The sequence below is a fragment of the Shewanella sp. SM68 genome (genome assembly GCF_025653925.1).
In the GTDB taxonomy this organism is placed as follows: Bacteria; Pseudomonadota; Gammaproteobacteria; order Enterobacterales; family Shewanellaceae; genus Shewanella; species Shewanella oncorhynchi.
In genome coordinates this window covers 80429-95210 of record NZ_JAKKRU010000001.1, presented here as the reverse complement: position 1 = coordinate 95210, position 14782 = coordinate 80429, and the positions used below count along the sequence as shown (strand labels likewise).

Annotated in this window: 7 protein-coding genes; all 7 read left to right on the top strand. The window is 48.8% G+C overall.

The annotated features are described in order from the left end of the window. Positions 1–6 precede the first annotated feature (6 nt). The 7 genes from L5M40_RS00405 (at position 7) to L5M40_RS00375 (ending at position 14682) form a co-directional block, all read left to right on the top strand. Complete coding sequence (locus L5M40_RS00405; protein WP_219254780.1) at positions 7–918, top strand: AAA family ATPase; 912 nt, start codon at positions 7–9, stop codon at positions 916–918. 71 nt (positions 919–989) lie between these two features. Beyond that, positions 990–2087 (top strand): DUF58 domain-containing protein, encoded by a 1098-nt coding sequence (locus L5M40_RS00400; protein ID WP_131524977.1) that lies wholly within the window; start codon positions 990–992, stop codon positions 2085–2087. Further along, positions 2084–4243 carry a DUF3488 and DUF4129 domain-containing transglutaminase family protein gene (locus L5M40_RS00395; RefSeq protein WP_263175457.1) on the top strand — a complete coding sequence of 720 codons (2160 nt, stop codon included), beginning with the start codon at positions 2084–2086 and terminating at the stop codon, positions 4241–4243. The genes L5M40_RS00400 and L5M40_RS00395 overlap by 4 nt, the downstream gene beginning before the upstream one ends. A gap of 155 nt (positions 4244–4398) precedes the next feature. Next, entirely contained in the window at positions 4399–8205 is a 3807-nt protein-coding gene (recC, locus tag L5M40_RS00390) for an exodeoxyribonuclease V subunit gamma (RefSeq protein WP_263256165.1), read from the top strand. Continuing rightward, a complete protein-coding gene (gene recB, locus L5M40_RS00385; protein ID WP_263256163.1) occupies positions 8202–11996 on the top strand; it encodes an exodeoxyribonuclease V subunit beta in 3795 nt (1264 codons plus the stop codon). The genes recC and recB overlap by 4 nt, the downstream gene beginning before the upstream one ends. After that, positions 11993–14191, top strand: a complete 2199-nt coding sequence (gene recD / locus L5M40_RS00380) for an exodeoxyribonuclease V subunit alpha (RefSeq protein WP_263175453.1) — start codon at positions 11993–11995, stop codon at positions 14189–14191. Before recB ends, recD begins: the two co-directional genes overlap by 4 nt. A gap of 95 nt (positions 14192–14286) precedes the next feature. Next, on the top strand, positions 14287–14682 hold the full coding sequence (locus L5M40_RS00375; RefSeq protein WP_231466229.1) for a hypothetical protein: 396 nt from the start codon (positions 14287–14289) through the stop codon (positions 14680–14682). Positions 14683–14782: the final 100 nt, after the last annotated feature.

Sequence of the window (14782 nt, the reverse complement as noted above, 5' to 3'; positions counted from 1 at the left end):
TCGCCCGTGGCACAACCTGGGATCAGCGAATTACTACAACAACTCGAACAAGTATTGCTGGGCAAGCCTAGGCAAATTCGTCTCGCTTTAGCCTGTATTCTCGCCCGTGGGCACCTGTTGATTGAAGACTTACCCGGTATGGGTAAAACCAGTATTTCCCATGGTATAGCCCAAAGCTTAGGTTTGAGCTATCAGCGGATCCAATTCACCAGTGACATGCTGCCTGCCGACATTCTCGGCGTATCGATTTTTGATAAACATCAAGCACAATTTATCTTTCATCCTGGACCAATTTTTAAGCAGATGATTTTGGCCGATGAAATTAATCGCGCCAGCCCTAAGACACAAAGCGCTTTACTCGAAGCGATGGCCGAACAACAAATTTCCGTCGATGGCATCACCCACAGATTGCCCAATCCTTTCTTTGTGATCGCGACTCAAAATCCCACCGATCAATCCGGTACATTTTCGCTACCAGAATCGCAGCTCGACAGGTTTATGATGCGTCTGTCTATTGGTTATCCAAGCCACGATGCTGAACTCGCTATGCTTAAGAGCAATCATAACCACTTAACCTTAGATCAATTGCCCCAATGCCTGACACCGATGGCCTTAATGCAACTGCAAGAGCAGTGCGACAAAGTCAGCGCTTCCGATGCCTTACTCAATTATATTCTGGCCTTAGTGAGTTTTTCCCGTAGCCAAAGTGACAGCGTGGGGTTATCACCGCGTGCCACCAAAGCGCTATTACAAGCGGCTAAGGCATGGGCCTTTTTAGAAGGTCGACATTATTTAGTCCCCGAAGATGTGCAAGCGGTATTTTGTTGTGTAGCGGAGCATAGACTCAGAACCAGTAGCCAATTACAGGGTGAAGCCCTATCTGAGCGAATTCTCACCAGTGTTAACCCTATTATGTAGCAAGATACTGTAATGAGAAGATATCGCTAAAGTATGCAGTTAACCCATTAAACTAAGGAAATAACTCAGAAGTGAAACGACTGATACTCCCGACTTTCATTCCGACGTTAGTCCCGATTTGGCAACGTTGGTTAGCAAGACGCTTGCCACCGAGTCCCGAAATAACCTTAAGCCATCGCAGCATTTTTATTCTGCCGAGCGGTTTTGGGTTAGTTTGGCTCGGTCTGGTTTTACTTTTATATCTATTCGGCACTAACTATCAAAATAACTTAGTCATTGGCCTCAGCATCTTACTCCTAAGCCTCTTTAATACCTGCATTCTCTACAGTTACAAAAATCTGGCTGGCTTACATTTACGGGCCACGACGCCACCCGAAGTCTATGCGGGCGAAACCTTAACCTTTCCCGTCCTCATCAGCACGCACCACAGTGGCCATAACATACAACTTAACTATCCGCATAATCGCACTTATACGGTGCAGAACCTTGGTACAGATGAACAACAAGCGCTCGTGCCCTTCGAATATCATCAGCGGGGTCAAGTGTCACCGGGTCGGCTCAAAATTGAATCCTTCTATCCCTTAGGGCTTTGCCGCGCGTGGTCCCATGTGGATTTAGCCATTAGTCACTTAGTCTTTGCCCTGCCGATTGAAGCGCCGCTACAGCTTGAGGCTGATCATACCCAGTCGGAGCAAGATCCCCTGTTACTCGCGGGTAAACATGTGTCGGGGATTGATGAGTTTAAAGGCCTTAAACCCCATGTGCTCGGCGAATCCCTCAAGCAAGTGGCATGGAAACAATGGGCACAGGGTCGCGGCATGTTGACTAAAGAATTCCAGCAGCCTCAAGGTGATCCCGTCTGGTTAAGGCTCAGACCCGATGCCAAACGCCTCGAAACCCAATTGAGTCAGTTAAGCTGGCAAGTCAATAAACTCACGCAACTTGAGCAGTATTTTGGCTTACATCTGCAAAACCCAATGGGAGACGATGTTCTGATCGCGCCCGCGATAGGCAATCACCATAGGATCGCCTGTCAAAAAGCCATTGCCTTATATCCACAATTAGCGCCTTCAGCCGTTAATTCGTCATCAGCGGCAAAGCACTCGAATAAAACGGCGAAAACCACCAGCACGAAACGTCATATCCCTACCTCGAGGGAACAGGCATGACATTAACGGCCAGCAGTACAACACCGCAAATTGGCGATAACATCAGCCGTCAGACTTTATTTTGGTTATTGATCACCAATATCGCCGTACTGAGCCCACTATTTGATAAAACCACGCCTTGGACTTTGGGCATTTGCGCTATCTGTTTGCTGTGGCGTGTGGGGATTTATGTCGGCAAAGTGGCAAAACCACCGCGTTTTCTGGTCACCAGTCTTGCGATCGGCGCCGCAACCACACTGGCACTCGTTTCAAAGGAAATCGGCTTACTCAATGCGCTAGTAAATCTGCTGCTGTTAGGTTATGCCTTAAAATACATTGAAATGCGTAATCAAAGGGATGTGCGCGTTGTCGTCCTCGCGGGCTATTTTATTATCGCGCTGACCTTTATTGACCATCAATCCCTGCTTAATACCGCGCATTTACTCGTGGTAACGCTGATCAATACCTGCGTACTCGTGACTTTGTATCAAGATAAGCAATCCTTAAAACACACGGCTTGGATCGGTGGCAAATTTTTACTCCAGAGCCTTCCCCTCGCGCTGCTGTTATTTTTAGTGTTACCGCGTCTTGCACCGCTCTGGTTAGTGCCCAACATGAAAGAAGCCCAAACGGGCTTGTCCGATAGTCTGGCGATTGGTGATATAGGTAAGCTCACCCGTTCGACTGAACTTGCCTTTAGGGCGAGTTTTACCAATGCAACGCCCATTAATGCCGAGTTATATTGGCGCACCCTCGTGATGGAGAACTATGATGGTGTCACTTGGCGCCAAGAAGCGGGGATTAAACAGTTGCAAAAAGATGCGCTGCTGTTTCCTCCCTCACGGCCCAGCCCAGCATTGATGGTCAATAATCCTGATCCCATGAGTAAAAGTCCTGCTCCGATAAGCAGTGAAGATCAAGAGACCGCATTAAGTAAGCAAGATAAGCATAGTATTCGTTATCAAGTGATTGCTGAGCCGAGCCACCAGCCGTGGTTATTTGGTCTCGATGTGGCCTATAGCCAAGATGATAACGTGGTCAATATGCCCGACTATCGGCTGTTGGCGCTGCGCAATATCGATCAGCGAATGAGTTATCAAGTAGAGTCTTGGCCTAAGGCGAAGATGGACCTCAAGCTATCGGCGCGGCAAAGGCAGATTAACCTCGAACTGCCGAGCCAAAGTAATCCACGCACTTTAACGTTAGCTGAGCAGTTTAAGACTCAGTATCCCGCGCCGAAGCCACGACTATGGGCCATGATGGGCCACTTTAATAGTGAGCCTTTCTTCTACACTCTCACGCCGCCTCCCCTTGGGCCACAGCAAGTGGATGATTTCTTATTTGAAAACAAAGCCGGTTTTTGTGTGCACTATGCCGCTGCCTTCATTTTTATGGCGCGGGCCACAGGTTTACCCGCACGTATGGTCACAGGCTATCAGGGTGGGGAATATAATCCGCAAGCGGGTTACTACAGTGTGTATCAATATATGGCCCACGCATGGGCTGAGGTTTGGCTCGAAGATGAAGGTTGGGTGCGTTTCGACCCCACCGCTATGGTGGCGCCCGATCGTATCGAGCAAGGTTTCGACGCCCAATTTGATCCCGAACAGAGTTACCTGCAGGAAAGCCCTTTTAGTAGCTTACGATTTAAATCCATGCCTTGGCTCAATGAGTTAAGACAACGTTTTGCCAGCATAGATTATTACTGGAGCGTGTGGGTACTGGGTTTTAACCAAGAGAAGCAAAATCAAGTGCTCAGTGGCATTTTAGGCGATGTGACTCACACTAAAATCGCGGTCTTTATGGGGCTCTGTATCAGCCTTATCGTGCTCTATATCGCCTACAGTGCGGGCTTATTACATTTTAGAGTTCAAGGCGATCCCATTAGTACTCGTTATCAACAGCTCTGTAATCGTCTCGCACACTATGGCATTAAGCGCAAAGACAGTGATGGACCAAATCAATTTGCGCAGCAGATTATTGAGCAATACCAACACAGTGCACCAAAGCTTTGCACGCTGTTCCAAACCTTGACCCAAAGTTATGTAGCACTGAAGTACCAAGATTTACCGGCTAAAGACTATCAAGCGCATTTAACCGCATTTAAAGCGGCGGCGAAGCAACTCAACTGGTTACTGCTCAGAGCCAAAGTGAAAGATAAGTTCAATCTAGCCTAGGATTCGTCAACTGAGCTGTAACTGACGGTACCTCATCGGAGCAAGCACCAATAAACACCTAAAATTGCGGGTTAATTCCACAGAAGCAGCAATAGTGTTGAATCTTATAAATCAAACACATAGAATTGTTTTATTGTCACCATGCCGAGTTGCACATGCTAAAGTTAATCCAGTCCAATCAGATGGAAGTGCTCTGCGCCCATTTAGCCGCTTACCTGACCCAACCCCTTGCTTTCGCACGTCTACTGAGTAACGAGCATATTCTGGTACAGAGTCCCGGCATGTCGACTTGGCTACGCCTCGAAATTGCCAAACAGAATGGGATTGCTGCCGCATTGGAATTCCCGCTGCCATCGAGCTTTACCTGGCAGTTGTGCCATGACTTATTACCCGATGTGCCTAAGGACAACGCCTTCACTAAGGCGGCGATGACGTGGAAGCTGATGCAACTCTTACCGCGCATGTTGCAAAATGACGCCTTTGGGCCGTTGAGACACTATCTAAGTCATCAGCAATCCAGCACAAATGCCGCCGACACGAATGAACAGCACAACACCCGTGATATGACGGCTGACGATATTAAGCTGTACCAACTCTGTGGGCGGATTGCCGATATCTTCGACCAATACTTAGTGTATCGCCCCGATTGGATTTTAGCGTGGGAGCAAAACGAGCATCCCGACTCACTTACCAAGCCGCTGAATGAAGACCAACGCTGGCAACCCATTTTATGGCGCGCGCTCATTGCCTTTAACCGTGATGAGCTTAATCAAAGCCATTACCACAGGGCCAACCTGCACAGTGACTTAATTGCAGCGCTGAATAATCCCGACACGTCACTCGCCAAATTACCGCAACGCCTATTTGTGTTTGGCATTTCCTCGATGGCGCCGCAAACCCTTGAAGTGCTTTACCATCTAGCAAGTCGTATCGATGTGATCGTGCTTGGCTTAAGCCCGTGTCAGCACTATTGGGGCGACATTGTTGATCCCCGTAATCGTGCCCGCATGGCGGTGCAATATGCGGGTAAACGCCAATTAGCCGAACTGTGGGAAGATAAACTAGAAGTGGGTAACCCGCTGCTTGCCAATAACGGCAAGATGGGCCGTGAATTACTCGATATGCTGCTTGAGCTCCCCGCCGAACACTGCGACTTTGGCGATGATGTGTATTGTGAGCCCTGTGACGATCCCAACTCGCCACACAGTCATGCCAGCATGCTCCACGGCGTGCAATACGATATTTTAGAGATGCAAACCTTAGACAGAGTGCTAGGGCCAGATGCCGAGCTGTACCAAAATGTCGAGAACAGACGCCTACTAAAGCGCGACGATGAATCCATTCGAGTCAAGAGTTGTCACAGCCCACTGCGGGAAATCGAAACCCTGCACGATCACTTGCTTGAGTTACTCAGCAATGATATCGACCTGACGCCTAAAGACATAGTGGTGATGATGCCCGATGTCGCCGCCTACGCGCCCTACATCGATGCTGTCTTCTCGGCGAAGCAAGGCCTGCATTACATTCCCTACGCCATTGCCGACCGCGGCGCAGCGCAGGAATCACCGCTCATCAATAGCTTTTTAAATTTACTCGGGATTAATCAAAGTCGTTTTGGTCTGACCGACATTTTGAGCATACTCGAAGTGCCCGCCATTTTGCGCCGTTTCCAGCTCGATGACGATGAATTGCAACTGATCCGCCGCTGGTTAGATGAAGCGGGCGTGCGCTGGGGCCGCGATGAACAAAGCCGCCTTAAACAAGGTGTGCCAGCGTTTGAGCAAAACTCGTGGGCCTTTGGTATTAAAAGGCTGATTTTAGGTTACGCCTTGAGTGACGATGCGCCGCTCTATCAAGACCATCTTGTCGTCACTGGTATCGAAGGCCAATCGGCGCAGGCGTTAGGTAAGCTACTCAATTTTATTGAAGTACTCGATGAAACAGCGCAAATACTCGCCCTGCCGCAAGTGGGCGCCCTGCGTTTAGCGGAATTAACTGAGCTACTAGATGCCTTCTACGACACAGATGAAGACGAAGACGAACGCGAACAATTACAGGAAATCCGCGATGCCATTGCCGCCCTAGAGCAAGAGTTACTGTCAGCGGGCAGGCCCTTAGATACAAGAACGTTGGATACAAACCCGTTAGCGCCGCTAGCCCAAGAGAACATAAGCGGACTGAGCCTCAGTATTGAAGTGCTGCAACAGTGGTTTAATCAACGCTTAACCGAATCTCGGGTCGGCCAGCGTTATCTTGCGGGAAGCGTGAACTTTTGTACCTTAATGCCGATGCGCTCGATCCCTTTTAAGGTCGTGTGTTTACTCGGCATGAATGATGGGGTTTATCCTAGGGTTCAACATCCCGTTGGCTTTGATTTAATGGCACACTTTGGTGCCCGTAAAGGCGATCGTTCCCGCCGTCTCGATGACAGATATTTGTTTTTAGAAGCCTTATTGTCGGCGCGGGAGCAACTGTATATCAGCTATATTGGCCGCAGCGAACGGGATAACTCTGAGCGTATCGCCTCTATGCTTGTCTCTGAACTGATTGAATATTGTCAGCTGTGCTATCTACCTGAAACGCTATTGGCTCAATCGCAAAACGCTTCAAGCCCCATAGACCCAGAGGATGCCGAAAAAGCCCTCTATAACGCAATTGTCAGCCACCAGCCGCTGCAACCCTTTGATCCCAAGTTGTATCAAGCCACAGTAAAAAATGATGACAAAGATGGCTCAAACATAGATGGATCAGGCAGAACCCAAAATAACTCGGGCATAGGCCAAAGTTACAGCCTGCAATGGTGTCCGCCCAATGCGGACGCTGCGGGCACACATGCGGGCCGCTTTATCAGCGCGCAAACTCGAATTCTGCTCGACGCGGATGAACAAGACTCAGTGCCAGATACAGAGGCACAGCCCGCTTCTGTGCACGAACAACAGCAAAGCAAACAAGTGGATGTGTCAGCCCTGATCCGTTTCTTTCGAAATCCAGCGCAATACTTCTTCAACCGTACGCTTAAAGTCGATCTCAGCCTTAATATTCAGGCCGATGATAATGACGAGCCCTTTAGCTTGAATGCCCTAGAGCGTTATATGTTACAGGCCCAGTTACTCGACGATGCCATAGGCCAAGGCCTAACTGAGCCCGATATTGAACTGATTAAACGCCTCAAAGCCAGTGGCACTTTGCCCATGCAGCCCTTCGATGATTTGCTATTGCGTCAATATCAGCATGATATTAAACCTTTGATTGGCAGAACCTTGTTCCTCAAGGGAGAACAAGCCAGCAGTCACGCCGATATTAAACTCCTGTTTGACTTGCCCATCACGGCGGGTAAATCCCAGCAAGTGTTACTGCAAGGTCGTATCGATGACATCAGCCCTAAGGGGTTAGTCAATTACCGCCCTGGTAGCGCACACGGTCGCGATGTGCTGAGGTTGTACCTTCGCCACCTGTGTTTAATGGCAATGGGCCACACACATGCAAGCTATCTACTCGACATGGGGCACTTCCACGCCTTGGCTCCAATCACTGCTGAGCGCGCCCATGCGTTACTGGCCGATTTGTTGGTGTTGTTTTACCAAGGCCAACAACACCCACTGTGTTTTATGCCGCGCACGTCACTGGCCTACGTCAGCTGCGAGGGTGAGCACGATGAGCGTTTGCAGCAAGCGTTACCCGAATGGTTAGATGAGCAGAGTCAATTGGGTGAAGGGAACGAACCCCATTACCAGCGATTATTCAGTTTCCCGCGGGATTTCTCTGAGGATAGCTTTGGCGCATTAGCCGAGCGTATCTATCGCCCTATGGTGAGTTTATATCTCAAAGACACGCTGGCTCAGCTTGAGGAATTTGCGCTCAACGATGGCATGAGCCAAGGCCCTGCTAATGAACACGCGACTGACACACAAGCTCTCGCACCACATTTGAACCGCAATAGTGCACAGGGAGAGCAAGCATGAGTGAACAGATGCCGTTGAACACGCAAGCCTTACATTCAGCACCACAAGCGCTTGATCCTCTCACTCTGCCCTTTGGCGGTAGTCGTCTTATTGAGGCCAGCGCTGGCACAGGTAAAACCTACACGATTTCAGGTCTTTATTTACGCTTATTGCTTGGTGATGGCATTCCTGCGCCGCTCACCTGCGAACAAATTCTCGTGGTTACCTTCACCAATGCGGCCACCGAAGAGTTAAGGGATCGTATTCGTCGCCGTATTCAAGTTGCCTTTAAGTGTTTCTTAGGACTAACGATTGCCGATCCCTTTGTGCAGGCGTTGTATGACAACACCCCAGAGAGTGAACGCGCCATTGCCCTGCGGCGGTTCGATCTCGCCCTTAAATCCCTCGATGAAGCGGCGATTTTTACCATCCACGGTTTCTGTCAGCGAATTTTATCGGATCTCGCCTTTGAGTCTTCCTTGCTGTTCGAATCGGACTTTACCTTGGACGACAGCGAATTTTTGCACCATGCCGTGCGGGATTTTTGGCGTGAGGCCTGTTATCCGCTGCCCGATTACTTAGCGCAAATCATTGCCAAGGAATTTGGCGAGCCCGATGGTTTAGTCAAACAGTTGCGACCGCTCCTTGGCGCCAGTCAAGCAAAGCCTCTGAAACCCGCGCTTAAGTTTGATGCCTTAGCCCTGTCACTACGCCAAAGTTTAGAGCGCTTTAAATTAGCTTGGCCAAGGGGACGCGATGGCTTATTGGCATTGCTACACAGTTTGCCACTCAACGGCACCCGCTTTGGCAAAGCAACGGATAAGTACCCCAAGCTCGCCGCCATGTTCGATGCGCTAGATAACTGGCTCGCCTTCGGTCATGGGTTACCGCCGCTGAAAGAGTTAGAAGCCTTGTCCTTGTCTGAGTTAAAACTCAACAAGGGCGGCGTGATCCCAAGTGTGAGTGAAGCGCCGCTAATGGATCATATGGAGCAACTCGCCACATTGATTGCCGCCATTAAACCCGCATTTTTATATAGCGCGAAACTCGGCATAAGCGAGCGATTTGCCCAGCAAAAACAACAAAAAAATGTGCTGACCCCTGATGACTTACTCACGACATTAGCGAGCGCGTTAAACGCCAATAATGAAACCTTGCCCAAAGCCGTGGCAACACGTTTCCCCGTCGCGCTTATTGATGAATTCCAAGATACCGATCCGCTGCAATTTGCGATCTTCTCTGGCATCTACCAAGACCGTTACTCGTTTGAACAAAGCAAAAACGATACAGAAAATAAGCTTAGCCTGTTGATGATTGGCGATCCTAAGCAAGCCATTTATGCCTTTCGCGGTGCCGATATCCATACCTATATTGAGGCCCGTCATCATACGCAGGCCCACTATCATCTGGATACCAACTACCGCTCAAGCGCGAACATGGTCGCTGGGGTTAACCATCTGTTTAGCCAGCATCACGATCCGTTTATCAGTCAATCGATCCCCTTTGATAGCGTGAAAACGCCCAGCAGTGCTAAAGGGAAAATCCTCACTGAAAAAACCGCCAATCCAGCCGCCTTAAGATTAAGACTCTTAAGCGAAAGCGCAGAAAACGGCCTCAATAAAACCACGGCAAGACACTTGCTCGCAGAAGACGCGGCGGCACAAATTACCCATTTACTGACAGATGCGGCCAATGGCGAATGCCACAGCCCTAAAGGGCCGTTGATCGCTAAAGACATCGCTATCCTAGTGCGGGATCGCAACGAAGCGGCAGTGATGAAAACCGCATTAAGTAAACGCCACATAGGCGCAGTGTTTTTAAGTCGCGACAGTGTGTTCGATACCCTTGAAGCGCGGGAAATGGCGTTAATTTTGCGATCTCTAGCGAACCCAAAAGATGAACAGGCACTGCGCAGCGCCCTAGCCACGGCATTATTAGGTTATAGCGCCGAGCAAATCCATGACTTTAACCAAGATGAAGAACACAGACAGCTGTTATTAGAGCAATTTTTTAACTTGCACCAAGTGTGGCAAAAACGCGGCATCATGCCCGCGCTATTAAGCCTTGCCAATAGCACTAAGCTGATTGACCGTTTACTGCACACCGCCAGTGCAGAGGTAGATGCTCAAGAGCAAGATGCCACAAACGGTGAGCGCCGCCTGACGGATTTTCGCCACCTTGCCGAGCTATTACAACAAAAAGCCACCGAACTTGATGGTATGAGTGCCCTACTCAATTGGTATGAACAGCAACTGATTGATAACACAGGCACCGATGAACAGCAGCTACGCCTTGAGAGCGAGCAGAATCTAGTACAGATCGTCACTATCCATAAGAGTAAGGGGCTTGAGTATCCCGTATGTTTTGTGCCCTTTGTTAGCCTAGCCCGTGACAATCGCCGCCGCCCGACGCCTATGCTGTACCACAGAACTAACGATGCAGGTGAGCAAGAGCTAGTATGGGATATCGAAGGCACGGATGAGGGTTGGGATCGCGCCAAACAAGAAACCTTGGCCGAAGACTTGCGCTTGCTATATGTGGCGCTCACTCGCCCAGTGTATTTGTGTTACTTGTATATCGCCAATCACAGTCGTCAGCTTAAAAATGGCCTTAAAAGTCAGCTGCATGAAACCGCTATCGGCTATCTGCTCGGCATAGACGACTCAGAATGTGACTTTGCCCGTATCTGCAATGCTGCGCAGCAGCTCGCTCAAGATGTGGAAGCCATAAGTATTGATAAGGTGCCCGATGACATAGACGAGCGCCCATTGCCCTCAAGCCAAGACATAGCACAAATACTGAGCGCGAAAACCTTAACCCGCCAATACAGCACGCCTTGGCGAGTCGGCAGTTATTCAGGCCTAGTTAAAAATACCAGCCATGGCAAAGCCGCTCCGGGCGCCGATGATGAAGCATTAGGTACGCTTGAATATATGGCTGCGCAAACACTCTCTATTCCTGATGAGGCAAATCATGAGCTGCAGGATGGCATGCTCAATCGCTTTAACTTTGAGCGCGGCGCTAATGCCGGTAGCTTTATGCATTTAGTGTTAGAAGAGATTGATTTTACGCAGGCAGAAATCGACTTACCGCTGCAATTGCCTAAAGCCATGTTGCAATACGGTATCGCGCCCGAATGGCAAACAGTATTACATACTTGGTATTTGGATGTGCTGCATGCACCGCTGTGCGCTATGCCGCACGCCTTAGAGTCGCAGGTCACTAGCCATGTAAGAGCCGTAAGCGCCGTCAAACCTGCTCATCCAGATCTGTGTTTAGCCAAGTTATCGCCGCAGAATACCTTAGTCGAAATGGAGTTTTATTTACCCTTAAGCGAACTTAAAGATACTGAGCTCAATGCGCTACTGCTGCAATTTGGCTATGAGTCGACACTTAAGTTTGATGATCTCAAGGGCATGCTCAAAGGCTTTATCGATTTAACCTTTGAATACCAAGGTCAATATTATATCGCCGACTATAAGTCGAATCATTTAGGCGACAACATCAATGCCTATCATCAGAGCGCGCTGCAAAGCGCAATAACCGATCACAGGTACGATTTGCAGTACATTCTCTACTCATTGGCGCTACACAGGTATTTGAGTTTACGCCTGCCAAGTTATGACTACGATAGCCACATAGGCGGTTGTTATTACTTGTTCTTACGGGGAATGTCAGCTCAATATCCCGGCTATGGTATTTACTACGACAAGCCGCCGAAGGCACTTATTCTCGCGCTAGATTCACTTTTTAATGACAATTTATTTCACAGCAGATTGGCTCGTGCAATAGATACAGGAGTCACGGCATGATGCGCTCAACCCAAGGGCTAAATGCACATTCACTCACAGCGGCGAAATGGATAGACCATGGTGCAATTCAGCTTACAGCGCCGCTGCCAGAGCTGTTAAAACAGTGGGAGCAAGAACGACTGCTCACACCGCTCGATCGGCATTTCGCACTCGAAATGAGTCACTTGCATCCAAGCGACAGCCAACAGCCCTTGTTTATTTTGCTGTGTGCGCTATTAAGCCAGCAATTATCTTCACAGCACAGCTGCCTAGTACTCGCTCATATCGTGCCGCTTAATCCCATGGCCGAGCAAAATAGCCATTGTAAAATCAGTTTAAGTCTCGAAGCGCTCACTGAGACCTTGCAAACCTTTGATGCCGTCGGCCAAGCGGGCAGTAACAAACCGCTTATTTTTGATAATGGCAGACTCTATTTACAACGTTATCATCAATTTGAAACCTCAGTGGCCGCCTCATTAATCCGCTTGTCTGGAAGCGTATCTAAGCACTTATCTGAAGAAGCAAGCCACCAAAAGCAACCGCAAATCGCTAAGTTGAGGTCACTGCTAGATCAACTGTTCCCTGCCAATGTGCTCGCGCCCCATGCACTCACTACCAATGTACTAACTAACAGTGAAGACACAGCACCCATTGATTGGCAAAAGGTCGCCACGGCCACAGCGCTGGGTAAAAAACTGTCGGTGATCACTGGCGGCCCAGGGACGGGCAAAACCACTACTGTGACTAAGCTTTTGTTATTGCTACAAATGGAATCACAGCAGGAAATCCGTTTAGTCGCGCCAACGGGAAAAGCGGCGGCTCGCTTAAGCGAATCAATCAAAGCCTCAAAAGCGCGTCTGGCGAAGGAACTCAGCGCCCATGCTAATGTTATTGATGAAGCTCGCAATAGAAATAACAAAGACTTTTTAACAGCTCTGGGACATATTCCAGAGGAAGCTTCAACCTTACACAGACTGCTTGGGGTGATCCCCAATTCGCCGCACTTTCGCCACCATCAAGGTAATCCGCTTAGGCTCGACTTATTGATTGTCGACGAAGCCTCTATGGTCGATTTGCCCATGATGTACAAGCTGCTGAGCGCATTGCCCGAGCACGCTAGTTTGATTTTACTCGGCGATCAGGATCAACTCGCCTCGGTTGAGGCGGGCGCTGTGCTCGCCGATATTTGTGCGGGCCTTAAAATATCAGTAGATCCCAATAACCTTGCGCAAAATAACATAGCGTCAAGCAGCCCTGCTCTGTGGCAAATGCGCTATTCCAAGGAACAAGCCGAGCGTCTGAGTGCTTTAACGGGTTTTGAGTTAACGCCCTATATCAGCAATGCCCCTAAACTTGGCGATAGCTTATGTATGCTAATGCACAGCCACAGATTTAAAGGCGATGCAGGGATTGGACTGCTCGCCAGTGCCGTCAATCGTGCTGATCTTCAAGGTATTTTGCAGGTATGGCAACAGGGACCTGCAGAATTGAGCTGGTTAGAACACAGTATGATCGTAAGCCAAACCCAAGCCAAAGTAAGCGAGCCTGCTAATAATGTGGGACTCAATTTACTGCTGGAGCAAGCCTGCCAGCAATATGGCACTTATCTCAGCGCCTTGAATAGCGATACGAGTAATAGTGATTTAAGCAAGCGTCCAAGCACAGCTGACATCATTGAACGCTTTAACCAGTACCGTATTCTATGTGCTATGCGCTCGGGCGATTATGGGGTTGAAGGCATTAATCAGTATGTGACTCAAGCACTGGCCAATGCCAAGCTGATTAAACCGCTACAGGAGTTTTATCTGGGTCGGCCCATTATCATCCAAAGCAATGACTATAACTTAGGCCTGTTTAACGGTGATATCGGATTGATTTTGCAGGATGAAGATAAACCCGAACGTTTAATGGCGCACTTTATCAAGGCCGATGGCAGCCTGTTAAAAGTCTTGCCAGCCCGTTTGCCCAGCCATGAAACCTGTTATGCCATGACAGTACACAAAAGCCAAGGCAGCGAATTTAGCCGTGTGGCCTTAGTATTGCCGCCGAGCCCCAGCCTAGCCCAATGGCAACTGCTGACCAAAGAATTGGTCTACACCGCCATCACCCGCGCTAAAGTCCACTTTACCTGCTTAGGAACCCAGCACGTATTCGAGCGGGCCAGTAGCCAAGCAACCCAACGCGCATCGGGTCTTGCCGACCGCCTTTGGGGGTGAATGAAGCTTTGTGGTCAATGGGGAACACTTTAGGAACTACATTTTAAGATATGACTTTTAGATTTACTCTAACCATGAAACTAAGGATTTAAACATTGATTAAAAAGGACATTATTACACTTAAGGATCTACAAGCCGTTATTGCCTTGTTTGACGCCATAGCACCAGATGCCGCTTTACCTAAGCGTTATTATGAAAAAACCCGCTATATCAAGTGGTCAGAATTTAAAGACATGCAGATATACGCACTCGACTTTGAGCCCTATTTAACGATTAGCCAGCGTTGTAATATGACGTATTTTGGCATACATCAAAGTACGCGACGTTTATACCTAGCACACTGTAATGATGCTGGCCACGCACCGCGCTGGGAAGCGAGACCAGTGACCTTAGCACAACTGATGGATGTCGAGTTAATGGTGAATTTACATAAAAATCATGCCTATAACTTAGGGCTAAACATCTGTTTTGATCTGAACTATTTACTCTGAGCTTTGGTATTAATGTACAAATTCGGATGACTGAATATCGGTTATAGGCCAGACATTATCAGTTGCTAAAATCAATTTGAAATTATCAATGTCACCCGCA